Below are 24,641 nucleotides of genomic sequence, written 5' to 3'. Positions count from 1 at the left end.
AGTCCGGTGGACTCGGCGGCCGCACATGAGCTGGTCTACTACTCGTTGTAACCGAAGATCGCGTTCCAGGCCTCCTGGTCGTCGGCGGAGTTCTCGATCGACTCGGACTGCGTGATTCGGTTGACCTTGGGGTCGGTGAACTTCGGCAGTTCGATTCCGCGGATCACCGGCGGGTCGATATCGTTGCGCACCGAGTACTCACCGAGATCACTGAAGACCTGCTGTCCCCTCTTGGAGAGGTTCCAGTTCATGAAGACCTGCGCGGCCGCAATGTTTTTCGCTGTGGATGCAACCCCGGTGTAGTAGTCGTAGGCGGTCAGTCCCTCCTCCGGTACCACGAAGTTGACCGGCGCATTCTCGTTGTTGGCGATGTTGACGCTGCTCACCACGACGGTCCCTGCTTCGATCTCACCGCGGGCGAGCGCATCGAGCTGAGCTCCGATGGAGTCGAACACCCTTGCCTCCGAGGAGTACTCGCGGAGGTAGTCGTCGCCGAGTACCTCGCGCTGGAACCGAGTCAGCGCCAGTGCACTACCGCCGGCTCCGGCCTGAGCGATACCCAGATTGCCCTTCCACCGGTCGTCGAGAAGATCTGCCCAGGACGCCGGCCTGTCGTCGCCCTCGATGAGCGCACTGTTGTAGCCCATCGTGTAGATCGGATCGAAGGTGCGGTAGTAGTTGCCACCGTCGAACACCACGTCGTCCTGCAGCTCGCCGGCCGTGGGCGGTGTGTACGGCTGGAACACACCACGCTCGCTGAGTCCGCTGACGAAGCCGGCGTCGGAAATCCTGACGACGTCCGCATCGAGGCGACCGGCACCGTACTCGGCCACCAGGCGCTCGTAGAGCCGGTTAGGGGTGAGGCGCACGAGCTTGACGTCGAGTCCGGTGTCCTTCTCGAAGTTCTTCAGCACCGTGGCCTCGGTGACCGCGGTGTAGCCGCTGTACAGGGTGATGCCACCCTCGGCCTGGGCCCGCGTCCACAGATCCGGATCGGCGATCTGTTCGCCGTCGATCACGAGGCCGTTGTCGGTGACGATCTCCTCCGCCGCTCGAGCCAGAGCGGGGCGTTCGGGTGGCGGTGAGCAGGCCGTGGCCGTTGCCACTGCGATACCCAACGCGATTGCTGAAACCAATTTTCTCATCAGACAGTTTCCTTGGATCCGAAGCGACGCGAGAGGACGGCGAGCACACCGATCACGACGCAGTACAGCAGGCTCAACTCGGCAGCCGACTGGAACGAGCCATTGTCGTAGGCGTCGAAGATCGCGATCGACAGCAGCCGGGTGTCGGAGGTGAACAGGAACAGCGCGGCGGTGAGCTCACGCATGGACAGCATCAGCAGCAGCAGGAAGGTCGAGGACAGACCGACCTTGAGCAACGGAGCGGTGACGAACGAGATCGCCCGGTGCCGCCGTGCACCCAACATGACGGCACTGTCCTCCAAGTCCTTGTCCAACTGAATGATCGACGCGGAGACACCGCGGTACCCCTGCGGGATCGTCACTGCCACGAACGCGATCACCAGCACCGCAAGCGTTCCGTAGATCGGCAGTGGAAGCGCCAGCCACGTCCACAGCAGACCCAGGCCGAGCACGATGGCAGGAACAGCCAGCGGCAACATCGCCAGGTACTCCAACAGCTTTCGGCCCGGAGCGTTCGTGCGGTACCTCGTGTACGCCAAGGCGAAGCAGAACGCGGTACCGATCGCGGCGGTCGCGACACCGACGATCACGCTGTTGGTCATCACGCTGTGAAAGTCGGCACTGCGCAACGTTTCTCCCAGTCCCCAGAACGACAGCGCTCCCGAGTCGAAGAGCTGACCGATGTTCGCGACGTACGGGCTGGTCTGCAGGGCCGCCAACACCAGGGCGACGAGCGGCAGGAGAACGGCGAGGGTGAAGTACACCCACGCGAACACGGCAGCCGGGATACGCCATGCCCGCAGCGGAACCTGACGCGCCCGAACACCTTTGCCGCTGACGGTGGTGTATTCCTTGCTGCTCATCGCGCGCTGCTGGAACGCGACGACGGCGACCAACAGGACTGTGAGAACCACTGCGACAGCGGCGGCGTCGTTACCGCGGGCAGGCGATGCGTTCATCAATCGGTAGATCAGGGTCGGCAGTGTGTCGACTCCGCCGGGCACACCGATCACCTGTGCCACCGGGAAGTTCTCCACGGTGAGCGCGAAAACCAGTATTCCCGAGCCGATCACGGCAGGCATGACGAGCGGGAACGTGATCTTGCTCAGCATCTTCGTCAACTTCGCACCGTGCAGACTGGCGGCGTCTTCGAGGTCCGGGTTCATCAACGAGAGCGCCGAGTGGACCATCAGGAACGGATACGGCGCGTAGTAGATGCCGAGGATGAAGATCATTCCGCCGAAGCTGTAGATGTCGATGAAGCCGGGCAGACCGATGGCAGTCAGAATCAGGTTGATGTAACCGGTGGCCGGGCCGGCCAGCAGTGCCCAGGCAAGTGCCCCGACGAGCGCCGGGAGAAACAACGGCGCAATACCGATGCCGTAGATCATCTTTCGACCCGGAACGTTGGTACGTGCTGCGAGGAAGGCGAGCGTGCACCCGATCGCCAGCGCGACGATGGATGACCCGATACCCACCAGTGCCGAATTCCACAGGGCACTGCGTGCCGTCGAGGATCCGAGCAGTGCGAAGTTGTCGAGGGTGAAGTTACCGAAGTCGAACAGCGATGTGCGCTCGGCGTTGTCGGTGAATGCGCCCATCACGATGAAGAACATCGGGAACAGCACGATCACGGTGAGCAGAGCCAACTGCAGAAGCGTCGGAATCCACTTCTTCGGACCCGGCCTGCGTTGGGGTGTCGGGGTGTCGACCGGCGGCTTCGTCGTGGTGACGGGCCGATTGTCGGTGGGGGCGCTCATACCGGCACCGCCTCGGAGGCGACGCGATCGTCGACGAGAACCTGAGCTCCGCCGGCTACTGCTGTGACCCGTGCGCGTTCTCCCATTCCCAGGATTCGGCTGGCGTGTCCGGTGGCGACGGCTTCGATCTCGGGGCCGTCGTCCAGTGTGACGCGGTATCGAATGGACGCACCCTGGTAGCTGGCGACATCGACTGTGCCCATCCAGGACTGGCCCTCGGGCTCGGCATCGTCCAGCGGGGTGACCAACAGATCCTCGGGCCGCAGGCACACCACGACGGGCCCGTCGGCCGCCGACGCTGCATCGACCGACACTGCAATCTGCCCGAAGTCCGTCAGCTCCATCGTCGAGCGCGGGCCCGAGGCAGGCGTGGCGCGGAAGATGTTGCCGACACCGAGGAACTCGGCCACCGAGGCGGACATCGGCGAGGTGTAGATGTCCTCGGGGGTACCGATCTGCACGATTCGGCCGTTCTGCATCAACGCGATTCGGTCGGCAAGGGCGAACGCCTCGACCTGATCGTGCGTGACGTAGACGGTGGTCAGTCCGAGTCGGAGCTGAAGCTCTCGCAATTCCATCCGAAGTCGTTCGCGCAGTCGGGCATCGAGGTTCGACAGCGGCTCGTCGAGCAGGAGCACGCTGGGGCGCATCACCAAGGACCGAGCCAGCGCCACCCGCTGCATCTGACCACCACTGAGCAAGCTCGCTCCGCGGTGGGCCATTTCACCCAACCCGACGAGGTCGAGGGCCTCGAGAACGCGCTGGTTCATCTCGGTCTTGTTGACCTTCTGCATCTTCAAGGAGAACGACACGTTGTCGAACACGGTCCGGTGCGGCCACACTGCGTAGGACTGAAAGACCATACCCACGTTGCGTTTGTGCGGCGGGATCGTCTTGTTCTTGTCGGAGTCGTGGACGACGCGGTCACCGATCGTGATGCGCCCGGCGCTTGGGGTTTCGAGCCCTGCCACACAGCGCATCGTGCTGGTCTTACCGCAGCCGGACTGCCCCAGCAGCACCAGGGATTCTCCGTCGGCGATCTCCAGGTCGAGGTCGCGGACAACAGTGTTTCCCGAGTAAGCGAGGCTCAGATTCTCGATGCTAACCTTCATGATCTTCCTTTTCTTCAGTCGTCGAAGCCGTGTTCACAGGTCGAGCTATCCGATCGAAAGTGCCGTTGCCGCAGCGGAAACGAACAGTTCTGCTGTCGCGATACGTCGTGCAGCGCGGTGCAGGGTCACGCTGGTGAGGTTGCCGTCCGAAGCGATATCGACATCGACGGCCAACACACCTGCCGGCGTCCCCAGTCGCAGCGTCGAGGTGGTGGCACCGTGGACGACCCGATCCACCACACCGCCGCGTACGGTTGCGGCAGCGGCCACCGCGACCGCCGACGTCAGGCCGATGGACGGATGCGGTGCCATCATCGAGAGCATGCGCACGCACACGTCGTACTCGCCCGCCGAGACGAGCGTTCCGTCTTCGAGTTGGTAATCCACCGGAGGCGCGATGATGCCGACCTTCGGCACTGCGTGCGTGATCGGATCCTGCGGGCGCGACAGTCCCATGAGCAGTGCTGCACTACGGCGCAATTCGACCAGTAGCGGAACACGTTCGGTCAGTTGGGCGGCGGTCTCGGCTCCGGTCATACCCAGGTCGGATGCATCGAACAACGCAGCGGGGGCGCCGGCGACCACCATGGTGCCGCGGTACTGCGATCCATGTAGCTCCACGGTGTCCTCCACCGCCCCGGTGGGGAGCAGCCGAGTGCGATCGGCACCCAGGTCGATGAACGTCAGCCCGACCGGAACGCCGAGGGCCGATGTTCCGGCAACCTGGGCCGACCCCTCGGTCGGAACCACGCCGCCCGGGGTATCGATCTCGGTGAGCAGCACCGCACCGGTGTTGCGGTTACGAAGCCGTACGACGGTGGTGATCGGATCGATCGGCACCAGTCCTTGCTGCAGTGCGTACAGGCCGATCGCGGTGGCACAGTTGCCACAGTTGCTTCCCCACTCCACCTTTCGGTCACCGATGGAAACCTGAGCGAAGAGGTAGTCCACGTCGATTCCGTCCTCGGAGGACCTGCTGACGATGGCCGCCTTCGAAGTGGTCGAGCTGCCGCCGCCGACGCCGTCGAGCTGGCGGGGGTCGCCGGATCCGAAGGCGGAGACCAGAATCTCGTCCAGAGATCCTGCTTGTTCGATCAATGGCTCGACGTCGACGGAGCTGAAGAGCCAGCATTTGCTGGTCCCGCCCCTCATCCACGTGCCACGCAGTGAATACATCCTCGGATACCTTCCGATCGTTACTCTCGAAAATGTTCTTGGAGTTGAACATTCGAGGGAGCCGTGCGGTCATGTGACGCAGCTCTCGTGCGGTTGCTGTTCATAGCCTGCATCACACAGCCGTCGAGTACAATTACGAAAAAGTCGAGATCCCTTAACTTTCACTTAAAGGTGGTTCGATCATGTTCGACACCCGACGCCTGCTGCTTCTGGTGGAGGTCGTGCGAACCGGATCCATCACGGCGGCCGCAACTCGCTTGAGCTTCACCACATCTGCGGTCTCGCAGCAGTTGAGCAAGCTCGAGATCGAAGCCGGGCAACCACTGCTCGAGCGCCACGCCAGGGGAGTTCGACTGACCGAGGCGGGTGAAGTTCTGGTGCGTCATGCAGAACGAATCGAGACGCAATTGCTCGCTGCACGAAACGAACTCGAAGACCTCTCCGGCCTGCGCGCCGGGACGCTGCGAATAGGAACCTTCCCCACCGCAGGGGCCAGTCTGCTACCGCCCGTGGTGAAGCTGTTCAAATCTCGTCATCCTGCGGTGGCACTGACGGTGCGCAGCTCGCGATTCGCCGGGCTCCGGGGAATGCTCGACACCCGTGAGGTGGAGCTGTCCCTACTCTGGGACTACGAGTGGGCCAGAATCACCGACTCGGACCTGACGGTGCACCAACTCATGATCGACCCACCCATGCTCGTCGTATCCGTCAATCATCATCTGGCCGAGCGTAGTTCGATCCACATGAACGAGCTGGAACACGAGCAGTGGATCACCAGAGAGGACACTCATCCGGTGGGTGCAGCGCTCGAACGGGCATGCCATGCTGCCGGGTTCTCGCCGTCGGTGTCGTTCGCAGCGAACGACTATCAGGAGGCTCAGGCCATGGTGGCGGTGGACCTCGGCGTGTCGTTCGCACCCCGGATGGCGCTGTCCAATATTCGAGACGATGTGCGATTGGTCCCGTTGACGGGCGCACCGTCGCGTCGGATCTTGCTGGCCCACTTGGCGGAACAGAAGCTCTCGCCGAGTGCGACCGTGCTACTGAAGATGTTCGAGGACGTCGCCGCCCGATTCTGAGAAGCGATGTCGCTCAGGGCCTACTGTGCACCGACGAGAGTGGGCATGGGCACGACGAACAGATCGGCGGTGGCGATACGACGCACCGCTCGATGAAGAGTGACCGATAGCAGAAATCCGTCCCGATCCGTGACGTAGTCGACGTCCAGCACACCTGCCGCTGTGCCGATGCGGAGCGATCCGGGCCAGCCGATGCGGGCGTTGGCAATGACCACACCACCCGTGACCGTGGCGGCCGCTGCGACAGCAACCGCCGACGTCAGTCCTATCGCCGGGTGCGGTGCCATCATGGAGAGCATGCGCACCGAGATGTCGTAGTCCGCAGCGGCGACGCGCTCACCGGTGGTCGTGGTGTAGCCCACGGGAGGTCCGATGATTCCGACCTTCGGAACGGCATGCGAGACGGGCTCTTCGGGCTTGCTCAGTCCCATTCTCAGCGCTGCCAGCCTACGCAGCGCAATGAGTGTGGGGACGTGCGCGGCGACGACATCGTTGCTTTCCGAACCGTCCAGCCCGAAATCGGCAGCATCGAAGAACGCGGCGGGTGCACCGGCACGAACGAATGTTCCTCGGAACTCACGGTCGCCGAGCGTAACTCGATCTATCTCTGCGCCGGTGGGAAGCATCGTCGGTCGGTCAGGGGCAGGGTCGGTGAAGGTGAGCCCCACCGGCACACCGAGGGCCGTGGTTCCGGGGACAGCCGCGCCGCCCTCGGCGGGAATGCGTCCGCCCGGGGTCGAGATCTCCGCGGTGAGAATTGCACCGGTGTTCTCGTTGCGCATGCGCACCACGGTGACGCGATCGTCGACGGCGACGAGACCGGTCTGCACGGCGTACAGCCCGATCGCCGTCGCACAGTTTCCGCAGTTGCTGCCCCACTCGACCGTGCGGTTCTCGATGGCGACCTGAGCGAAGAGGTAATCGACGTCGATACCCGGAGCGCTGGAGCGACGAACGATCGCGGCCTTGGAGGTCGTCGAACTGCCCCCACCCACTCCGTCGAGTTGCCGTGGATCGCCGGAACCGAACGCGGCAGTGAGGATGTTGTCGAGCCCGCCGGCCTCGGCGACGTACGGGTCGATGTCGACCGCGTTGAACAACCAGCACTTGCTGGTCCCCCCACGCATCCAGGTTCCACGAAGAGTGAACATCTGCTGTGCCTTCCGATCAGGATCCGATGCTTCCACCCTGGGCCAGAGGATGATCAAGCACAATTACGAAATATGTTCATGCCGTGCAGCAACGCTTAATGCACTGGTACCGGTTCAGAACAGGGCGGGGACGACGACCAGGATCAGCCAGCACAGAGCCGGCGCGATGGCCACGACGACTCCGGCATTGAGCAGCAACTGGCGATAGAAGCGTGGGCGTTCGATGTTCTGCGCGTTGGCCAGCACGAGCGCACCGTTGGTCGAGAAGGGCGAGACGTCGACGACGGTGGCCGAGATGGCCAGAGCAGCGACGACACCGACGACCGGCAGTGCACCGGTCCCGAGCAAGGGCATGGCCAGCGGAATGACCGCGGCCAGCAGGGCGGTGGAGGACGCGAATGCCGAGGTGATGCCGATGACGTAGCAGAGCACGATGGCCACGATGATCGGAGCGCCGATGGTGATCGCCATCTCGGCGAGATGATCGATGGTGCCGACTTCCTGCAGGATCGAGATGTAGGTGACCATGCCCGCGACCAGCAGAACCGTCGACCAACTGATGTCTGCGATGGCTTCGTTCTGCTTCTTCAGATCCGTGAACGCCAGGACTGCTCCGGCTCCGATGGCGATGAAGCTGATCGGCAGGTGCAGGACGAGAACGAGCACCAGGAGTGCGCCGATGAGGAACAGCGTGAGCTTCTGCACGAACGTGACCGGGGCCGGCGCGTCGACCAGCGTGGTTGTCGTCGGACGAGTGAGTACCGCAGTGCTGCCGCCTGCCGTGCTGCCACCGCCGGTGCTTCCGGTGCTGCCACCGGTGGGGACGGACGTCCCGATCGGTGATCCGCCCACCGGGCCACTGCCGGGTGCGGGATCGGTGGATCCTGTTGCGGTGTACTCGAAGCCCTTCATCCGGGCCAGGGCCGCGTAGCCCGTCACTGTGAGAACCGAGAGCAGCAGGTTGATGCCGTAACTGGCGAAGAACAGCGTCCACGGGTTGAGCGCGAGTCCGTTGTTCTCGACGATGTCACGAACCAGAACGCCGGAAACGGAGATCGGGGAGAACGCCCCAGCGTGCGCACCGTTGATCACCATGATGCCCATGACCAGGGGACTCATGCCGGTTCGTGCTGCGAACGCCATGGCAGCGGGCACGATCAATGCGACCGCGGCGGGGCTGAATGTGCCGAGCGCCGTCAAGACCGAGGCGACGAAGAAGAACACCCAGGGCACCACCGTCACCCGACCGTGCACCGCCCTGATGCAACTGTTCACCAGCAGATCGATGGTGCCGTTGCGTTTGGCCATGCCGAAGAAGTAGGTGACGCCGACGATGGTCAACACGATCGAGCTGGGGAACTCGTTCAAGATCTCCTTGTCGTCGAATCCCAGCGCGAAGTATCCGACCACGAAGGCACCGATGAATCCGAGGATGCCGATATTGATCGGAAAGAAGGTTGCGATCACGAACATCGCAACCAACGCGATGAGCGGGAGGATCTCGATGGAAGTCATGGGCGTCTTTCGGGTGGCTGGGTAAGTGCTCGGTTACATCCGCACTCGAACGTTGTCCCTGTCACATTATTGACGCGACACTTTTAGGACAATATCGTTTTGCTACCCGGTCGTTTAGCTGAGCTGAAAGATGTGCGCATGAACCACACGTTCGACGTCGTGACGTTGTTCCTTCTGCTCGACATCGCCGAGGCCGGCTCCCTGACCGCAGGTGCCGAGCGAGCGAACATGACTCCCTCGGCAGCGTCCCAACGCATCAGCAAACTCGAACATGGCATCAAACAGCCGGTCCTCACTCGCCTGCCGCGCGGCGTACAACTCACCGAGGCCGGCGAGATCCTGACCAGCCGGGCCCGCCTGTTTCGCCGCGAGATGCGTGCCGCGAGCGGCGACCTGGAGGCCATCCGGGGCCTCGAACGTGGATCGGTCCGGCTCGGCTCGTTTCCCACGGTCAGTGCGTCGCTGCTCTCCGACGCGTTGAAGGACTATCACTCGCGATGGCCGGGGGTGGACGTTCGTGTTCGGTCGGCCGTTCGACCGCAATTGCTGGACATGCTCCATTCGAGCGAGATCGACCTGGCACTGCTGTGGAGCTACGCCTGGACGGAAGAGGCAGAACGATCGCTGTCACTCGAGCCACTGATGGAAGACCAGACCGTGCTGCTGCTTCCGATAGACGACGATCGCCGGGGACGGGATGTGTCCTTGCACGACCTCCGAGGCGCGCGGTGGATCATTCGGAGCAACGACCACCCGGCAGCGGAGGTTCTCTATCGCAGTTGCCGCGTAGCAGGATTCGAGCCCGACGTCGTGTACGAAGCCCACGACTACCAGGAAATCGAGGCCATGGTGGCCGCAGGCGTCGGCATCGCCATGGTCCCCCGACTGTCGGTGGTCCACCACCGACCCGACGTCACCACCATCGCTTTCCTCGACACCGATCGTGTTCCGACCCGGGTCATATACATCGCCTCACTCGCGCGGCGCCAGTACACCCCGGCTATGTACGCGATCTCGAACGCTTTACGCGGTGCTGCCGAACGCAGTGCGCAGACGCCCGCGGGGTCGGATCGAACAGCTGTCGGCACTGCAGACAAGGATCAAAGAAGTTCTAGCACCAGAGCCCGGTGATCGGACACTTCCGGCGCGGCGACGATCTCGAAGCTTCGTACGGCGGTCGGTGACGACACCAACACGTAGCTGGCACTGCGAATTGCTTTGGTGTAGATGGATGTTCGAGTGTCGGCGTCTCCCACGAGGTCGGTCATCCCATGTTCGGCCAGCAGTGCGAACGTCTCGCTGGTCGGCAGCAGGTTCAGATCGCCACAGAGCACAACGACGTCAACCGACGGACGAACATGCTCGACCATCTCCGCCAATTTCCTGGCCTGCTCCAGCCGAATGGGACTGTCGCCCTTACCTGCTGGATCGCGCAGACCGTGACATTGGATGACGGATACGGACTTACTTGCGACGCGATCCCGAACGGTGACCGCCAGGGCAGCTCGTGGGCGATCGGTCGCGCTCCACTCGGCGTGATCGACGAACCGGGAATGGACGAACCGCGCGTCGAGCCCTACGACGGGAACGTCGTCACGCACCCAGGTCGCGATCCCGAAGTCCTGACGCAATTCGACGCCCTCACCGTCGGTGACAGGTCCGGTGTCGTTGGCGACGAAATACGGCGTGTACCCGGGGAGCGCGGCCGACACGTCGTCGAACAGGTTGAGCCGCTGCGGCAGTGTGCGCTCACCGTCGGCGAACGTCGCCCATCCCGACCGATGCGGAGTACGCGTGACTTCCTGAAGGCAAATGACCTCCGCGTCAACGGTGTCGAGCCAGGCAACGAGCTCGTCGAACATCGCGCCGCCCCATGCATTGATCGAGATGATCTTCACGGCGACATGGTGTCAGACGCATCGCCGGCCGCGCACTCCGTTTTCGGTCGCGGCGCGTGTACCCGAACTCGCCCACCGGGCGGATCGAACGTAACGTCGATACCGAAGCGCACTAGTCGTGCGAATAACGCACCGAAGGAGATATGGATGACCGATCCCGACGCGGCAACCGTTGCCGAGATTCAACTCCTGTACGGCAGGCAGAGCCACGCAATCGATTCCGGACGCGCAACGGAATGGGCAGAGACATTCACCGCAGACGGTGTCTTCGATTCACCCAGTTACCCCGAACCCGAGGCGGGGAGGGACCGGCTGATCGCCTTTGCGCAGCGCTTCTTCGACAGCGCGTCCGACGCGAACGAGCGGCGTCGGCACGTCATCACGAACATTGCCGTCGATCTCGTGAGCGTCGATGAACTCGCAGTCGACTGTTACCTCCAGATCATGGCAACACCGCGCGGCGGCGAAACGCGCCTCGTCAGATTCACGTCGGTCCGGGATCGTGTTGTGCGAGTCGATGATCGGTGGCGCATCCAGCACAGGACCGTGACCCGCGACGACGCCTGACACGACCCGTCGTCGCTGACTAGCGCAGCAAACGCCCCAACCGCGCCGCTGCAGCGACGACGGCCGCACCGAGCTGTTCTTCGTCGTCGATCTCGAACACCGACGCACCCAAACTCGCCATCGCGTCTCCGCGGCGACCCGGCACCACGGCGGACACTCCGCCGACCGATGGAATCACTTCGCCGTGGGTGACCGCGTATCCAACGCTTCGCGCCCGCGCCACTTCCACACGTTCGCCATCTTCCGGGGGCAAGGACGCGAGCATTGCCAGGCCTGCAGACCCCCGGTCGATCGGGTCGACCTGCCCTCCACGAAATGCCACGTGAACCTTCGCCCCTCGTGGCTCGACAACCATCAAAGCCCTTACTTCCGTTGCATTCTCGCGAACGACGAGATGGACGGTCGCACCCAGTTGATCCGCCAGTTCTTCGAGTACCGGGCGTGCCACGGTTCGCAGATCCTGCTCGACGGGTTCGGCGAGTGCCACCAGCCCGGCACCGAGGGCAATTCGCTTGAACTCGTCTCGCCGACACAGATGATGAGCCTCGAGCGTGCGAACCAGCCGATGCGCAACGGTGCGGTGCACACCGATCCCGTCGGCGATCTCTGTGATCGACAAGCCGTTCGGATGCTCGGCCAACAGCTCGAGCACGACGAGGCCGTGATGCAGCGTTTTGGACATCCCCGAATCGATGGACACCGTGGTTTTTCCGTCGGTCATGCACTGCCCCCTGTTGACGACTGTGAGGTGGACCACCTACAGTTCGATCTGAATCGCACACTGCGTGCGATTATCGCACATAGTCGAGGTCGGTGCAAACGGACCCGGCCGAGATCTTTTGCACGAGGAGAGCGCCATGAACAACCCCAATCCAGGACGCGTCGTCGATCGCACGATGACTGCGGTGTACCCCGAACTGGCGGGCAAGGTTGCCGTCGTCACCGGGGCCGCCCAGGGCATGGGATCGGTGTTCGCCAAGGGACTTGCGGCGCGCGGCGTACACGTCGTCGGTGCCGACATCAACGACGCCCGGATGAAAGAGACGGCCGAGCAACTGAATACGGAGCTGAGCACCGACTCACTGGTCGAACGACCCGGGACGATCATCGGCGCACGAGCCGACGTCACCGTCGCCGATGATCACGAGGCTCTCGCCCGGACGGCCCTGGCCGAATTCGGCCGGATCGACTTCTGGATCAACAACGCGGGAATCTTCCCGTTCGCCTACGCCGCGGACATCACCCCCGAGCAGATGGGTGCCACGCTCGGCGTGAACGTCGAAGGCGTTCTGTACGGCTCGCAAGCAGCGGGTCGTCACATGCGCGAAGGCGGCGCGATCGTCAACATGTCCTCGGTATCCGCACTTCGTGTCCGTAAGGGCCGCGGTGCCTACTGCACGTCCAAAGCAGCCGTCGCCCACCTGACGGAATCCCTTGCCGTCGAGTTCGGAGATATCGGTATTCGCGTCAATTCCATTGCACCCGGCTACATCGACACCGAAATGACGCGGTGGGTGCAGGAAGATCCCGAAGCGCTTGCCAAAGCTCTGGATTCGGTTCCTCTGCACAGACTCGGAGCACCGGAAGAAGTCTTCGGGCCTCTTCTGTTCTTGCTGTCGGACAGTGCTCGCTACGTGACCGGGCACAGTATCGCGGTGGACGGCGGGTCGCGTCATGTCTGACACCGATTACGACGTCATCGTCATCGGTGGCGGTGGAGCTGGGCTGGCGGCGGCGGTGACGGCGGCCGAGAACGGTGCGTCCGTGATTCTCTTCGAGGCGCGTAAAGAACTGGGTGGATCGACGGCCCTGTCGGCCGGATTGTTCACCGCTGCAGCGACGAGCGTTCAGCGCGACCTCGGAATCGACGACAGCGCAGAGAAGTACTTCCAGCATTACATGGATCTCAACCAGTGGATGCTCAAGCCCGGCCTGATCAGGACCTTCTGCGAGCAGGCCGGACCGACACTGGAGTGGCTTCTCGGCCTCGGATTGGACGTTCCCGCAAAGATTTCCGGTAACGCGCATCAACCGGGACTGAGCCAGGCGGGCGTCGAGGACGTCTGGAGGGGTCACGTCCCGAAGGACCAGGGATACGGACTCGTCCAGGTTCTGGACGCAGCGCGCCGCAGGCACGGAATCGAGGTCGTTCTCGACACTCGCGTGCAAGCGCTCCTCACCGAGGGCGACCGGGTCGTGGGTGTCGTAGCCGACGATGTCGAACTCCGTTCTGCAGCAGTCGTCGTGGCCTCCGGTGGTTTCGCCCGAGATCCCGAGCTGGTCGATCTTCATTTTCCGGCAGCCAATCGAGCCGGCTCCGCTGCCTTCGTCGTTGCTGCCGAGGGTAGTCGCGGCGACCACCTGCGCTATGCACCGTCGGTGGACGCGTCCATAACCGGTGACGGGTGGGGACTCATGCTGCCCACCGTCTACTTTCAGCGATACCACCACTGGCAGTCCGGGTTCCCCCCGAAATCACGTATTCACGTCAACGCTGCGGGGCGTCGATTCATGGACGAGGACGCCTCGTACGCCGTCTCGACCGGAATCATCGACGGTCAGGGTGGCTCCGCCTGGATGATCTTCGACGACAGCGCTCGACAGAATCTGCCTGCGGGATATGCCGATTGGGCACCCGATCGCATCGAGGACGAGGCAGACGCCGGCCGGACGCTTCGCGCATCCTCCCTCGCGGAGCTGGCCGTACTCATGGCGGTGCCCGCCGCGGCCCTCGATTCCACGGTCGAGCGATGGAACGCGCATCTGCCCCACGGCGAGGACCCCGACTTCCTTCGCCACCGAACACTCGCCAACAAGGGCAGTACGTCGAATCCCGAACCTATCGACACCGCCCCCTTCTATGCCGCACGAATCTTCCCCGCCGAATTGGTCTGCACACATGCAGGTTTGGAGATCGATTCCGATTCCGCCGTGCTCTCGACACGAGGCACCCGCGTACCCGGCCTGTTCGCTGCAGGCGAGGCAGGAGCGGGAGTTCTCGGGCAGCGCTACGTCGGTGGCGGCAACGCTGTGGCCAATGCACTCACCATGGGCCGGATCGCCGGTCGCAACGCCGCCCTCCACTCCGTCGATGCACAGCCACTGACGGCCTGACCACCCTGACTTCGAGGACACCGATGACTACGAACGAACCTGCCGTGCAGCCCGACTCGGACGCACACACACCCGGGACGAACCCGAAGCAATCCCCCCTGACAGTAATCCGTGCCGCCGTCGTCGGGACCGTCGTCGAGTACTACGACTTCGGTATCTACGGCTACATGGCCACCATCATCGCCGCGCTGTTCTTCGTGTCCGACGATCCGACGGCCGCGCTTCTCGGCACGTTCGCCGCGTTCGCCGTCGCCTTCTTCCTGCGAGTTCCGGGCGGCATCTTCTTCGGACACATCGGCGACAAGTACGGCCGAAAGAACGCGCTGTCCTGGACCATCCTGCTGATGGTGATCGCCACCGCCGGAATCGGATTGCTCCCGACGTACGTCACTCTGGGAGTGTGGGCCACCTCGGTTCTCGTCCTGTGCAGATGCCTGCAGGGCTTCGCTGCAGGTGGCGAACTAGGAGGAGCCAACGCGTTCGTTTCCGAGTCCGCGCCGACGCGGTGGCGCGCGACCCAGACGTCGATGGTCAACACCGGCACCTACATCGGATCGCTGCTCGCCTCGCTGTGCGCACTGGCACTGAACTCGGTGTTCACCGACGAACAGATCCTCTCCTGGGCGTGGCGGATCCCGTTCCTGCTGAGCCTGGTGATCGGCGGTGTCGGCATCTGGATCAGGAACCGCCTGGACGACACCCCTGAATTCAAGGAACTCGAGAACAAGGGAGAGACGAAGAAGCTTCCCCTCTCGGAGCTACTGAGCACGTCCGGCGGCAGTGTCGTGAAGATCATCCTGCTCGGCGCGCTCATCACCGGTGGTTACTACATCGCATCGGTCTACGCGGCCACGTACCTCAGGACCGAGGGCGGCCAGACCTCTCAGGCAGCGTTCCTGTCGACGTCGCTTGCCTTGGTTCTCGGAGTGATCACCCTCCCCATCTCGGGCTACATGGCCGACAGGTACGGCCGAAAGCCCGTGCTGTTCGCAGGCAGCTTCGCAGCCATCGTTCTCGGTGTCCCGATGTTCATGATGATGGCCGGTGGCACTCTGTGGCAGGCCGTCGTCGGACAGTCGGTGTTGTTCATCGCGGTGTCCGTGGTGAACGGGGCCTCGTACGTGACATACGTGGAGATGCTCAAGACCTCGGTGCGGTACACCGGCCTGGCTCTGGGGAACAACACCACGAACATGTTGCTCGGTGGCACAGCGCCTTTCATCGCCACCTACCTGATCTCGCTCACCGGTAATCCGCTCGCACCGGCCGGCTACTTCGTGTTCTGCGCCGTCGTCACCTTCGCCACGGTCTTTTTCGTGACCGAGACGAAGGGGACCGAACTGAAAACAGAGTGAGAGGCCCTCGCATGAACTTCGAGAACAAGACCATCGTCGTCACCGGCGCAGGCAGCGGCATGGGTCGAGTCGAATCGGAGATGCTGGCAGGCCGGGGAGCGAAGGTCTGGGTCACCGACATCTCGACGGCCACAGGTGAAGCCGTCGTGGCCGACATCCTCGATGCGGGCGGCCGGGCAGAGTTCTTCCAGCTCGATGTCACCGCACCGCAATCGTGGACGGCGCTGGCGAAGGCAATCGAGTCAACGGACGGTGACCTCGACGGGCTGGTGAACAACGCCGGGGTCAGCCACCGAGCGGGTATCGAGGACACGACCGTCGACGACTGGCACCGCGTCATGAACATCAATCTGAGCTCGGTGTTCTACGGAATGAAATCCTGTGCGCCACTTCTGAAACAAGGTGGCGGCGGTTCGATCGTCAACGTGTCCTCCATCGCCGGGATGCTCGGCTACTTCGCGGCAGGATACGGTGCCAGCAAATGGGGAGTGCGTGGTCTGTCCAAGGTGGGCGCGCTCGAATTCGCCGAGTACGGGGTCCGAGTCAATTCGATCCACCCCGGTCTGGTCGATACTCCCCTACTGCATTCCGGCTCATCGGCTTTCGTGGAGACCAGTCTGCAATCGGTACCCGCGGGGCGCGTCGCGGACGCCGACGAAATCGCAGAATCGGTCGCGTTCCTGCTGTCGGATTCATCGCGGTACATCACCGGCACCGAAATCGTCATCGACGGTGGACTGACGTCGGGCGGCATCTATCACCGCATCACCGACGAGTTGAAGGCGACCATTTGACACCTGCCACGCCGCGGCCGCTATGCGCGCAGCATCGCCCACACTTCGGGTCCTCCGTCGGGGAGTTGCACAGACGCGGTCACCCGGAATCCCAACCCTTCGTACAAGGCGAGGTTCGCTGTCGACGACGTCTCCAGGTAGGCCGGACAACCGTGCTCGCGGGCCTGCTGAAGACCGGGTTCGAGGACGGCGCGCCCCAAGCCCTGCCCTTGCACGGATGGATCGACGCCTACCGTCGCCAACAGCCACACCGACTCCGACGGCTTCAACGATTCGGTGGCTTCGTCTGCTCTTCGCGCGATATCGATGCGGTCACCATGCAATTGCTCGATGCGTTCGGCGACAGACTCGACTGCTTGTACTACGCCAACCGAAGACGGGGTGAGCCATACCGCCACCGCCGCAACATCATCGGAGACCCACACTCGGCCGCATCGCAAGCCGATCGTATCGAGATAGATGCGTTGCAGCGATGTCACCCGCTCGTGGTGATCATCGGCCGCGACGGTGTGCCGAGTGAACGGATAGTCCGAGAAAGCAAGGCCCAGTGACTTGGCAGCACGGTCCACGTCTGCCGGAACTGCAGGACGAATTGTCGGTTTCGCATTCACATGCGACAACTCTAGCTACAACCCGATGCGTTGCATCGATGCGCCGTCCCACGCGCCGTTGAAGAGCCGAAGTATGTCTCGGGCCCTGTGCTGTGTCTCCACCGGAACGCCAGGTTGCCTCCCCTTCACCTCACATGCATGAAGGTGTGGCGATGGAACCCATGCCACCGATCGACTACGTGGAGCAGTCGACTTCGGGAGCGGAAAAGCGCAAGCAGCGTTGGTGGCGAGTGTTTTTCGGATGCATGGTGATCTATCAGTTCATTGCCTTCGTCGTGTGAAACGTCGGGTTCTGGTGGGTGGCTCTGACGAGTGTTGCCCTGTGCGGATTGTACGAACTCCTGTGGGCCGTGCTCAACCGCTCCAACTCCCGCAGGAGGTAGCAGTTGAGTATGGCCGATCGAATTGCAGGAAGTCAGCGCTTGGATCGCTCGCCGATCACGGACGCGGCTGCCCCGACGACGAATACGAGCGCCGTCAGCAGGATGTTCGACCACAAGCTGAAGCGGCTGTCGAATGTAAGCGTTTGTGGCACAAGATTCTCCACGTTGTGGAGATTCGACACCAGACTCGCCGCGACGGCCGCGACTCCTACTGCGACCACTCCTCGCGACCGCAGAGCAACTCCCCAGACCAACACCGCTACCGACATGGTCAACAGCGGAAGAAGTCCACGAATCGTCAAGTTGCCCATGTAGAACAGCAGTCCGCCCTGCACGACAACGACCGTGGCAACGCACAATCCAACACTGACCGCGAGCCAGACACGAACGCGCAGTTCGGTGCCCGATCTACGTTCACTCCATGTGCTGTAAAGAGCGACCGCCCCGATGCACACCGGCAGCGCAATCAGCCAATAGAGACCCGCTGCCGGTGATGCGAGATACGCAGATCCGCCGAACCACATCGGACTCGATACCGACTCCCCGGAACCGAACGGCTGCCGAACGTAGAACGGCAGCGCGCCGATGAACGTCACCGCGATGATCAACAGCGGGACGGACAACCGCGCGGGCACGGCATGCGGTCGAGGATCGGCCCCGACCCCGCCCAGCCGACCGCGTTCGCTCGAGATTCTGTCCGGTCGATCGCTCACGCGCCCTCCCTCGAAGGTCTCAGCAAACCCTACGCCCGGTTTGTTTCGATTGTCCACGTATCTGCCGAGTCGGCCGCACACGCCGCGCACAACGACAGAGCCCCGAACCGCATCGCTGCAGTTCGGGCCTCGTCGTCCCTACGCCGAAGGGATTGAGATCTCGAGCGGCCCCTAAGCCACCCTGTCTTTCTTGCGGTGAGGTGGCGGGTTCAGAATCATCGGATCGTTACTGAGGTCCCGGTACAACGAGACACACAACCCGATCATGACGACCACGAAGGGTGCCGCTGCAATGATGGTCATCGTTTGGAGGCCGTTGAGCGCGTCGGAGCCTCCGGTCCACAGGATGATCGCCGCTGTTGCGCCGGTCAACGTGCCCCAGAACACCACAACCCACTTGCTCGGCTCGAGCGTTCCGCGCTGCGACAGCGATCCCATCACCATCGACGCCGCGTCGGCACCGGACACGAAGAAGATACCGACGAGCACCATGACGAGAACGGTCGAAATGCCGAACAGGGGCAGGTTTTCGAGCATTCCGAACAGCTGCGACTCGGTGCTGTCGCGGGTCGCGAGGTCGATGCCGTCCTGCTGTTCACCGATACCGGCACCGCCGAAGATCGCGAACCACACCAGTGACACAGCACTCGGGATCAGGATGACACCGACGATGAATTCACGAATGGTGCGGCCACGGCTGATGCGCGCCAGGAACATTCCGACGAACGGGGTCCACGAGATCCACCACGCCCAGTAGAAGATGGTCCACGACGAGAGCCACGAAGCCGTCTCGGGATCCGAGTTCGCCGCCGACCGGGCGGACATGTCGAACAGTTGAGACGCGTAGTCGCCGATACTCGTCGGAATGATGTTGAGGATGAACACAGTCGGGCCGACGACGAACACGAAGATGGCAAGGACCAACGCAAGCACCATGTTGGTGTTGGAGAGCCACTGAATGCCCTTGGAGACGCCGGACACCGCCGATGCCACGAACGCCAACGTCAACAACGCGACGATGGCGACGAGCAACAGTGTGCCGGTCTCACCGATCCAGCCGACCACCTCGAATCCGGAACCGATTTGCAGCGCACCGAGTCCCAGCGATGCTGCAGTACCGAACAGCGTCGCGAAGATGGCCAGGATGTCGATGATCTTGCCGATCGGGCCTTCGGCGCGGCGACCTATCAAAGGAATGAACGCAGAGCTGATGAGTTGCTTGCGACCGCGGCGATACGTGCCGTACGCGATGGCCAGGCCCATCACCGCGTAAATGGACCACGGGTGCAAACTCCAATGGAACATGGTGGTGGCCATGGCAGTTCCGACGCCACCGCCCGTTCCCGGAGGCGGTGTGACGAAGTGAGTCAGTGGCTCGGAGACACCGTAGAACATCAGGCCGATGCCCATGCCTGCACTGAACATCATCGCGATCCAGCTGACGGTCTTGAATTCGGGCTTCTCGCCGTCTGCACCCAGCGGGATACGTCCGAACTTGGACACCGCCAGATAAAGCGAGAAGATCACGAACCCGGTGGCGGCGAGGATGAAGAGCCAGCCGAGGTTGGTCACGAGCCAGTTCAGTGTCGAGGACGAGACGGACTCGAGATTGTCCGGCACCACCAGGCCCCACACGATGATGGCAACCACAACGACGGCTGCAACACCGAAGACCACTCTGTCGAGTCGAGGCGGGCGGATGGCGGAGGTCGACGTCCCGTTCTGCCCGGCGTCGACCTCGTGACGGTCAGGGTCGGAAGAGCCGACCGGGATGTGAGTTCGGGAAGTCATAGATGCCCAGGTAACGCCGTATTTCGTCCGTTGGCAACTCGGAACACCAAGTCGTACCTGGGACGTGCCGCGACCACGCCGACGAAAAAGCCCCGAACCGCATCGCTGCAGTTCGGGGCTTCTTCTTCTGTGCGCCCGAAGGGATTCGAACCCCTAACCTCTTGATCCGTAGTCAAGTGCTCTATCCGTTGAGCTACGGGCGCATGTTCAGTTATCCAACTGGTCTAGCAGAACGGTAACGATCTACCGTTCGTGGCGGAGGCGAGAGGATTTGAACCTCCGGTCCCGGTGAAAGGACAAGTCATTAGCAGTGACTCCCATTCGGCCGCTCTGGCACGCCTCCTAGGCTGCCGGCCCTCTCGGACCGCCGAGGAAAGAGATTACACACGGCAAAGGCCAGAAGGCAAAACGGCTGGTCGACGCCTCCGGTTCGCGCGGCGTTCCCGTAGAAGATGCTTGTTGCTCGTCAGCGCATGAAGCTGTCGAACCAATCGAAGATTCGGGTCTGCGCGTCGACGAGCGCGGCCGCTGCGGGGTCGCTGTGATCGGAACTGCCGGGTTGTTCGCGGGGATGATCGGCTCGGTGCTTCAAGCCCGAATAGCTGACGACGTTCGTGGCCACTGAGGCACGCGTGGCGGCGTCGCGAAGGGCTTCGATGTGATCCGGTGGGGTGTGGGGGTCGTCCTCGCCGTAGAGACCGAGCCAGGGGGCCTGCAGCTTGGGTGCGGCCTCGACCAACGCGACCGCGTCGGAGTTGAGCGGCTCGACGATGCCCGCTGCCGCAACACTGACCGCCGCCCCGACCGGACGACTGGTGGCCACGATCAACGCTGCCGTACCTGCATCGTCGAACCCGATCACCCCGACACAATCGGGGTAGACACCGCGCTGGACGAGCCAGTCGGAGGTGGCGTCGAAGTCCGCGAAGAGGTCGTCTCCGAAAACTTCCTTCTCGTCGCCGTGGCCTCGATGGAACAGGTTCGGCGCGACGGCGAGCCAACCTTCCAACGCCAGTGCACGGAGTAGGTCGAGCAGAGACTCGGGCACCTCACGCGCCTCGTGCAGTACGACTATTCCGCCGCGAGGTGGTCCATCGGGTTCGACGGCGGTCAGCGGTACTTTTTCCTGCGGGGGAGATTCGTGCGCGGACGTATCCACCTCGTCGTCCGCGCCGATGGTCGGCGCGGTGGCGGAACGAAGGACTGCGGCGTCGCTGAAGATTCCCGACATACTTACCGAAGATAGGACGATCTGCCCCGCCGCGCACAGCAATATCACGGACGCGCAGAAGTCAACCCCGAACCTGGGCGCATAATGGCAGCCGTGACCGCGCGCATCCGCCCCGACCTCGACGCCATCCCCGCCTACGTTCCCGGCCGCACCTTTCCTGGTGCGATCAAACTGGCGAGCAACGAAACGACGCAGGGACCGCTGCCGAGCGTGCGCGACGCGATCGCGGAGGCCGTCGGCGGCGTCAACCGCTACCCCGACAATCGAGCGACCGCCCTCGTCGAGTCACTGGCGAAGAAACTCGGCGTTGCGACGGAGAACGTCGCTGTCGGAAGTGGTTCCGTCTCGCTGTGCCAGGAGGTCGTTCAGATCACCTGCGGCCCCGGCGACGAAGTGCTGTTCGCCTGGCGCTCGTTCGAGGCGTACCCCATCGTCACCAGCGTCGCAGGCGCGACACCCGTCTTGGTTCCGTTGACCGCCGACCATGTGCACGATCTCGACGCGATGCTCGCCGCGATCACCGACCGCACCAGGCTGATCTTCGTCTGCAACCCGAACAACCCGACCGGAACCGTCGTCCAGCGCGAGAAGCTCGACGCGTTTCTCGACGCGGTGCCGTCGAACATTCTCGTGGTCCTCGACGAGGCCTACTTCGAGTACACCCGACCCGACACAGGCAATCACACCGACGGAGTGGAGTTGGCACGCGGACGACGCAACGTGATCGTGCTGCGGACGTTCTCGAAGGCCTACGGACTTGCCGGCTTGCGGGTGGGCTACGCGGTGGCCGATCCCGAGGTGATCACGGCGCTGTCCAAGGTGCGGATCGCATTCGCCGTCAGCACCGTGGCACAGCAGGCGGCGGTGGCGTCGTTGGAGGCGTCGGCGGAGCTGCTGGCCCGGACCGATGCCCTCATCGTGGAACGGGACCGGGTACGCGATGCTCTGGTTGCGGGCGGCTACGACGTCGGCGCATCACAGTCCAATTTCGTCTGGCTGCCGCTGGCCGAACGCTCGGGTGAATTCGCCGCTGCTGCAGCCGAACAGGGCGTACTGCTGCGCGCCTACGGAAACGACGGAGTGCGGGTCACCATCGGCGACCCGCACGAGAACGACGCGTTTCTGAAGTTCGCTCTACAGCCCTAGCGCGCGCTCGAGCGTCGGCCAGGATTCGCGCAGGTCGTCCTGCCAGTACGGCCACTGATGGATGCCGTAGGGGCGATAGACGACCGTCGCGGGGATGTCCAGCGACCGGAGTCGAGTATCGAACACGGTCGTGCAGTACAGCGCGGCGGCTTCGAGTGGTCCGCCCATCAGCGCACCCTCGACTCCGCTACCACCGGGGCCGAGCTCGTACGGACCGGGCAGGCCGGTGCCGACGGACAGATAGACGTCCTTGCCGCGGAGTGCTTCGGCGTTACGTGACGGATCGTGCTCGACCCACTGGGGATCGGTGTTCTCGCCCCACATGTTGGTGGCATTGCCGCCGTTGGTGGCGACGGTGGCGCGCACCGCATCCTTGAAGTTGGTCTGCGAATTGTCGTAGCAACCGCTCAGTCCGGCGACGCCGGTGTACAGGCTGGGGTGACGGGTGATCAGGTCCATCGCGGCCTGGGCACCCATCGAGACACCCGAGATCGCGTTGGTGCCGTTGCCGTTGAAGCGCGCATCGATCAGCGGCGGCAGCTCCGACGTCAGGAACGTCTCCCACTTGTTCACACCGAGCACCGGATCCGGAACATTCCAGTCGGTGTAGTAACTGCTCGATCCACCGACCGGGAGCACGACGTTGACCTGCTTGTCCGCGAAGAAGTCGACGATGTCGGTCTTCTGCGTCCAGGTGCTTTCCTTGTAATCGGATTCCTTGCCGGCACTCACACCGTCGAGCATGTAGAGCGTCGGACGTGACACCGCTTGCGCGGCCGGAAGAAGAACCTGAACCTGGATGGCGCGGCCCATGGCAGGCGACTCCACCCACACCGCTGCGCGGCGGTCGGTCAACATGTCCACACGATCGATCCGTGCCGATGCCAGAGGCAGGGACTGAGCTGTGATTCCGGGAGCCACACCGCCGCCATCGGAACTGCCGGTACCGGGGAGCGGCTGCGCCCCGGCGAGACCCGACCCCAGCAGCGACACTGCCAGAGCAGTTCCCGCTACTGCCAACACTCGGCGGTGCATCAGATTGCCCATCCTCCCCCGGCGCACCCTCACGGGGCGCAACACGAACAACATCCGTCACTCAACGTACCCACCGATATGCGCGCACGCTAAAGCTGTGGGTTCGCTCACAATAGCCGCGCACATGCAGGTCCAAAAGTCCGCGTGATCCTTTGTTACATGTACTCGAGACAGAACGGTCTACCTGGTCGGATGCACTCGTGGACACACTTCCCACGAGGGCACTCGATGTGACATTCGGTGGACTTTCGGGGGGTCGATGTCACATCGAGTGGACCTCTGGGGGTCGATTCAGCCGCGGCCGGTTTCGCCCTGCAACTTGTCGATCATCTCCGAAGCCTGCGCCTTGTTGAGACCCTCGGGAACTTCTTCGCCGGCTTCCTGCGCAAGGGTGCTCAGGTAGCTCTTCTGTGGGCCGGTCATCGGCTCGTCACCGGTGACCCAATCGTCGGGATCCTTCTCGGGGTTCTGGTTGACCTGCTCGTTTTCGCTCATACGTTCGTAGATACGCCGAATCGGCAGGTTCCAAACACGCTCGGGTTTTGTTGGTCGCGACGTCGATCACCCGAATGACTTGATTGACAGTTCAATAAATGGTCGAGGATGCTCCAGATCACACCCCCTCGATTGGAGCCTCATGAAGACGAAGAATCTGCTGGTCAAGCTCGGCATCAGCGGCGCTATCGCTGCAGCCGTCCTGGTGTCCGCACCGGCCGTCGCCTCGGCCGATCCGATCACCGATTTCCTCTGCAACAGCGGTTCGGCTCAGTTCTGCCCGGTGCTCCCACCGCCTCCGGCCCCGCTGGCGGCACCCACTCCTGCACCACAGCCTCAAGGTGCTCCTGCCCCGGCACCCCAACAGGGCGGCGCCTTCCAGTACGAGAACTGCGATGCGGCCCGCGACGCCGGTGCCGCTCCGGTCTATCGGGACGAGTACGGCTACGGGCCTCATCTCGATCGCGACGACGACGGCATCGGCTGCGAATAGCGAATTCGCACTCGTGCAGGCAGAAGACACCGTTTCGTCTGCTCGAGTGCGATCTCGGCGGGCGGATACGCTCACTC

24 protein-coding genes and 2 tRNA genes are annotated in these 24,641 nt (G+C 63.2%); 10 read left to right on the top strand and 16 right to left on the bottom strand.

Annotation, left to right across the window (positions count from 1 at the left end; all coding sequences use genetic code 11):
- Positions 1 to 38 precede the first annotated feature (38 nt).
- Genes CH306_RS10045 through CH306_RS10030 form a run of 4 tightly spaced genes read right to left on the bottom strand, consistent with a single transcriptional unit; the run spans position 39 to position 5,193 of the window.
- On the bottom strand, positions 39 to 1,145 hold the full coding sequence (locus tag CH306_RS10045) for an ABC transporter substrate-binding protein (protein ID WP_094646494.1): 1,107 nt from the start codon (positions 1,143 to 1,145) through the stop codon (positions 39 to 41).
- A complete protein-coding gene (locus CH306_RS10040) occupies positions 1,145 to 2,905 on the bottom strand; it encodes an ABC transporter permease (RefSeq protein ID WP_082073875.1) in 1,761 nt (586 codons plus the stop codon). Before CH306_RS10040 ends, CH306_RS10045 begins: the two co-directional genes overlap by 1 nt.
- Positions 2,902 to 4,017, bottom strand: a complete 1,116-nt coding sequence (locus CH306_RS10035; protein ID WP_094631914.1) for an ABC transporter ATP-binding protein — start codon at positions 4,015 to 4,017, stop codon at positions 2,902 to 2,904. The genes CH306_RS10040 and CH306_RS10035 overlap by 4 nt, the downstream gene beginning before the upstream one ends.
- Before the next feature lie 45 nt (positions 4,018 to 4,062).
- Positions 4,063 to 5,193: a PrpF domain-containing protein gene (locus tag CH306_RS10030; RefSeq protein WP_094646493.1), complete on the bottom strand. Its 1,131-nt coding sequence runs from the start codon at positions 5,191 to 5,193 to the stop codon at positions 4,063 to 4,065.
- A 182-nt stretch (positions 5,194 to 5,375) separates the two neighbouring features.
- Between CH306_RS10030 and CH306_RS10025 the strand changes: the two genes are divergently transcribed.
- Positions 5,376 to 6,272: a LysR family transcriptional regulator gene (locus CH306_RS10025; RefSeq protein ID WP_032395496.1), complete on the top strand. Its 897-nt coding sequence runs from the start codon at positions 5,376 to 5,378 to the stop codon at positions 6,270 to 6,272.
- Positions 6,273 to 6,292: 20 nt separating this feature from the next.
- On the opposite strand, the gene CH306_RS10020 is transcribed toward CH306_RS10025, so the two are convergent.
- Both CH306_RS10020 and CH306_RS10015 read right to left on the bottom strand, forming a co-directional pair.
- The gene (locus tag CH306_RS10020; RefSeq protein WP_094646585.1) at positions 6,293 to 7,423 is read right to left on the bottom strand and encodes a PrpF domain-containing protein; all 1,131 of its coding nucleotides are present in this window, start codon (positions 7,421 to 7,423) and stop codon (positions 6,293 to 6,295) included.
- Positions 7,424 to 7,537: 114 nt separating this feature from the next.
- Positions 7,538 to 8,938 (bottom strand): SLC13 family permease, encoded by a 1,401-nt coding sequence (locus CH306_RS10015; protein ID WP_094646492.1) that lies wholly within the window; start codon positions 8,936 to 8,938, stop codon positions 7,538 to 7,540.
- Positions 8,939 to 9,076: 138 nt separating this feature from the next.
- On the opposite strand from CH306_RS10015, the gene CH306_RS10010 reads away from it, so the two are divergent.
- Positions 9,077 to 10,069 carry a LysR family transcriptional regulator gene (locus CH306_RS10010; protein ID WP_094646584.1) on the top strand — a complete coding sequence of 331 codons (993 nt, stop codon included), beginning with the start codon at positions 9,077 to 9,079 and terminating at the stop codon, positions 10,067 to 10,069.
- Here the strand turns inward: CH306_RS10010 and CH306_RS10005 are convergent.
- Entirely contained in the window at positions 10,039 to 10,836 is a 798-nt protein-coding gene (locus tag CH306_RS10005; protein WP_094646491.1) for an endonuclease/exonuclease/phosphatase family protein, read from the bottom strand. The genes CH306_RS10010 and CH306_RS10005 overlap by 31 nt on opposite strands.
- Positions 10,837 to 10,983: 147 nt before the next feature.
- Between CH306_RS10005 and CH306_RS10000 the strand changes: the two genes are divergently transcribed.
- Entirely contained in the window at positions 10,984 to 11,403 is a 420-nt protein-coding gene (locus CH306_RS10000; RefSeq protein ID WP_094646490.1) for a nuclear transport factor 2 family protein, read from the top strand.
- A gap of 19 nt (positions 11,404 to 11,422) precedes the next feature.
- Here the strand turns inward: CH306_RS10000 and CH306_RS09995 are convergent, their stop codons facing one another.
- Positions 11,423 to 12,085, bottom strand: a complete 663-nt coding sequence (locus CH306_RS09995) for an IclR family transcriptional regulator (protein ID WP_179273031.1) — start codon at positions 12,083 to 12,085, stop codon at positions 11,423 to 11,425.
- Between the two features lie 175 nt (positions 12,086 to 12,260).
- On the opposite strand from CH306_RS09995, the gene CH306_RS09990 reads away from it, so the two are divergent.
- From CH306_RS09990 to CH306_RS09975, 4 genes are read left to right on the top strand one after another with little or no spacing between them, the layout of a single operon-like run.
- Positions 12,261 to 13,085: an SDR family NAD(P)-dependent oxidoreductase gene (locus tag CH306_RS09990; RefSeq protein WP_254924417.1), complete on the top strand. Its 825-nt coding sequence runs from the start codon at positions 12,261 to 12,263 to the stop codon at positions 13,083 to 13,085.
- Positions 13,078 to 14,517 carry an FAD-dependent oxidoreductase gene (locus CH306_RS09985; RefSeq protein WP_094646489.1) on the top strand — a complete coding sequence of 480 codons (1,440 nt, stop codon included), beginning with the start codon at positions 13,078 to 13,080 and terminating at the stop codon, positions 14,515 to 14,517. The genes CH306_RS09990 and CH306_RS09985 overlap by 8 nt, the downstream gene beginning before the upstream one ends.
- A gap of 23 nt (positions 14,518 to 14,540) precedes the next feature.
- Positions 14,541 to 15,872 carry an MFS transporter gene (locus CH306_RS09980; RefSeq protein WP_094646488.1) on the top strand — a complete coding sequence of 444 codons (1,332 nt, stop codon included), beginning with the start codon at positions 14,541 to 14,543 and terminating at the stop codon, positions 15,870 to 15,872.
- 11 nt (positions 15,873 to 15,883) lie between these two features.
- Positions 15,884 to 16,666, top strand: a complete 783-nt coding sequence (locus CH306_RS09975) for an SDR family NAD(P)-dependent oxidoreductase (RefSeq protein WP_094646487.1) — start codon at positions 15,884 to 15,886, stop codon at positions 16,664 to 16,666.
- A gap of 20 nt (positions 16,667 to 16,686) precedes the next feature.
- Here the strand turns inward: CH306_RS09975 and CH306_RS09970 are convergent, their stop codons facing one another.
- Complete coding sequence (locus CH306_RS09970; RefSeq protein WP_094646486.1) at positions 16,687 to 17,277, bottom strand: GNAT family N-acetyltransferase; 591 nt, start codon at positions 17,275 to 17,277, stop codon at positions 16,687 to 16,689.
- 152 nt (positions 17,278 to 17,429) lie between these two features.
- Here CH306_RS09970 and CH306_RS29485 point away from each other — a divergent pair, with 152 nt between their 5' ends.
- Complete coding sequence (locus tag CH306_RS29485; protein WP_256981119.1) at positions 17,430 to 17,558, top strand: hypothetical protein; 129 nt, start codon at positions 17,430 to 17,432, stop codon at positions 17,556 to 17,558.
- A gap of 134 nt (positions 17,559 to 17,692) precedes the next feature.
- Here the strand turns inward: CH306_RS29485 and CH306_RS09965 are convergent, their stop codons facing one another.
- From CH306_RS09965 to CH306_RS09945, 5 genes are all read right to left on the bottom strand, one after another.
- Entirely contained in the window at positions 17,693 to 18,373 is a 681-nt protein-coding gene (locus CH306_RS09965; RefSeq protein ID WP_094646485.1) for a hypothetical protein, read from the bottom strand.
- Positions 18,374 to 18,544: 171 nt separating this feature from the next.
- Positions 18,545 to 20,164 (bottom strand): BCCT family transporter, encoded by a 1,620-nt coding sequence (locus CH306_RS09960; RefSeq protein WP_094646484.1) that lies wholly within the window; start codon positions 20,162 to 20,164, stop codon positions 18,545 to 18,547.
- Between the two features lie 130 nt (positions 20,165 to 20,294).
- Positions 20,295 to 20,367 (bottom strand) — tRNA-Arg (locus CH306_RS09955).
- Positions 20,368 to 20,417: 50 nt separating this feature from the next.
- Positions 20,418 to 20,507: transfer RNA gene (locus CH306_RS09950), tRNA-Ser, on the bottom strand.
- 123 nt (positions 20,508 to 20,630) lie between these two features.
- Entirely contained in the window at positions 20,631 to 21,395 is a 765-nt protein-coding gene (locus CH306_RS09945) for a dienelactone hydrolase family protein (RefSeq protein ID WP_032395509.1), read from the bottom strand.
- A 93-nt stretch (positions 21,396 to 21,488) separates the two neighbouring features.
- On the opposite strand from CH306_RS09945, the gene hisC reads away from it, so the two are divergent.
- Entirely contained in the window at positions 21,489 to 22,541 is a 1,053-nt protein-coding gene (gene hisC / locus CH306_RS09940) for a histidinol-phosphate transaminase (RefSeq protein WP_094646582.1), read from the top strand.
- Here hisC and CH306_RS09935 read toward each other — a convergent pair.
- Positions 22,530 to 23,576 (bottom strand): alpha/beta hydrolase, encoded by a 1,047-nt coding sequence (locus CH306_RS09935; RefSeq protein ID WP_032395639.1) that lies wholly within the window; start codon positions 23,574 to 23,576, stop codon positions 22,530 to 22,532. The genes hisC and CH306_RS09935 overlap by 12 nt on opposite strands.
- Positions 23,577 to 23,867: 291 nt before the next feature.
- Positions 23,868 to 24,071, bottom strand: coding sequence for a DUF3072 domain-containing protein (locus CH306_RS09930; protein ID WP_032395510.1), 204 nt, complete (start codon positions 24,069 to 24,071; stop codon positions 23,868 to 23,870).
- 142 nt (positions 24,072 to 24,213) lie between these two features.
- Here CH306_RS09930 and CH306_RS09925 point away from each other — a divergent pair, with 142 nt between their 5' ends.
- The gene (locus CH306_RS09925) at positions 24,214 to 24,564 is read left to right on the top strand and encodes an excalibur calcium-binding domain-containing protein (protein ID WP_094631903.1); all 351 of its coding nucleotides are present in this window, start codon (positions 24,214 to 24,216) and stop codon (positions 24,562 to 24,564) included.
- Positions 24,565 to 24,641 lie beyond the last annotated feature (77 nt).

Origin of the sequence: Rhodococcus sp. 15-725-2-2b, assembly GCF_002259075.1 — a bacterium.
In the GTDB taxonomy this organism is placed as follows: Bacteria; Actinomycetota; Actinomycetes; order Mycobacteriales; family Mycobacteriaceae; genus Rhodococcoides.
The sequence above is the reverse complement of the archived record's forward strand: the minus strand, read 5'-3'. Positions and strand labels throughout refer to the sequence as shown.

Excerpts from the sequence above, each read along its gene's own strand:
- CH306_RS10045 (WP_094646494.1), bottom strand. The coding sequence starts at position 1,145 with ATGAGAAAATTGGTTTCAGCAATCGCGTTGGGTATCGCAGTGGCAACG.
- CH306_RS10040 (WP_082073875.1), bottom strand. The coding sequence starts at position 2,905 with ATGAGCGCCCCCACCGACAATCGGCCCGTCACCACGACGAAGCCGCCG.
- CH306_RS10035 (WP_094631914.1), bottom strand. The coding sequence starts at position 4,017 with ATGAAGGTTAGCATCGAGAATCTGAGCCTCGCTTACTCGGGAAACACT.
- CH306_RS10030 (WP_094646493.1), bottom strand. The coding sequence starts at position 5,193 with ATGTATTCACTGCGTGGCACGTGGATGAGGGGCGGGACCAGCAAATGC.
- CH306_RS10025 (WP_032395496.1), top strand. The coding sequence starts at position 5,376 with ATGTTCGACACCCGACGCCTGCTGCTTCTGGTGGAGGTCGTGCGAACC.
- CH306_RS10020 (WP_094646585.1), bottom strand. The coding sequence starts at position 7,423 with ATGTTCACTCTTCGTGGAACCTGGATGCGTGGGGGGACCAGCAAGTGC.
- CH306_RS10015 (WP_094646492.1), bottom strand. The coding sequence starts at position 8,938 with ATGACTTCCATCGAGATCCTCCCGCTCATCGCGTTGGTTGCGATGTTC.
- CH306_RS10010 (WP_094646584.1), top strand. The coding sequence starts at position 9,077 with ATGAACCACACGTTCGACGTCGTGACGTTGTTCCTTCTGCTCGACATC.
- CH306_RS10000 (WP_094646490.1), top strand. The coding sequence starts at position 10,984 with ATGACCGATCCCGACGCGGCAACCGTTGCCGAGATTCAACTCCTGTAC.
- CH306_RS09995 (WP_179273031.1), bottom strand. The coding sequence starts at position 12,085 with ATGTCCAAAACGCTGCATCACGGCCTCGTCGTGCTCGAGCTGTTGGCC.
- CH306_RS09990 (WP_254924417.1), top strand. The coding sequence starts at position 12,261 with ATGAACAACCCCAATCCAGGACGCGTCGTCGATCGCACGATGACTGCG.
- CH306_RS09985 (WP_094646489.1), top strand. The coding sequence starts at position 13,078 with ATGTCTGACACCGATTACGACGTCATCGTCATCGGTGGCGGTGGAGCT.
- CH306_RS09980 (WP_094646488.1), top strand. The coding sequence starts at position 14,541 with ATGACTACGAACGAACCTGCCGTGCAGCCCGACTCGGACGCACACACA.
- CH306_RS09975 (WP_094646487.1), top strand. The coding sequence starts at position 15,884 with ATGAACTTCGAGAACAAGACCATCGTCGTCACCGGCGCAGGCAGCGGC.
- CH306_RS29485 (WP_256981119.1), top strand. The coding sequence starts at position 17,430 with ATGGAACCCATGCCACCGATCGACTACGTGGAGCAGTCGACTTCGGGA.
- CH306_RS09960 (WP_094646484.1), bottom strand. The coding sequence starts at position 20,164 with ATGACTTCCCGAACTCACATCCCGGTCGGCTCTTCCGACCCTGACCGT.
- CH306_RS09945 (WP_032395509.1), bottom strand. The coding sequence starts at position 21,395 with ATGTCGGGAATCTTCAGCGACGCCGCAGTCCTTCGTTCCGCCACCGCG.
- CH306_RS09935 (WP_032395639.1), bottom strand. The coding sequence starts at position 23,576 with ATGCACCGCCGAGTGTTGGCAGTAGCGGGAACTGCTCTGGCAGTGTCG.
- CH306_RS09930 (WP_032395510.1), bottom strand. The coding sequence starts at position 24,071 with ATGAGCGAAAACGAGCAGGTCAACCAGAACCCCGAGAAGGATCCCGAC.
- CH306_RS09925 (WP_094631903.1), top strand. The coding sequence starts at position 24,214 with ATGAAGACGAAGAATCTGCTGGTCAAGCTCGGCATCAGCGGCGCTATC.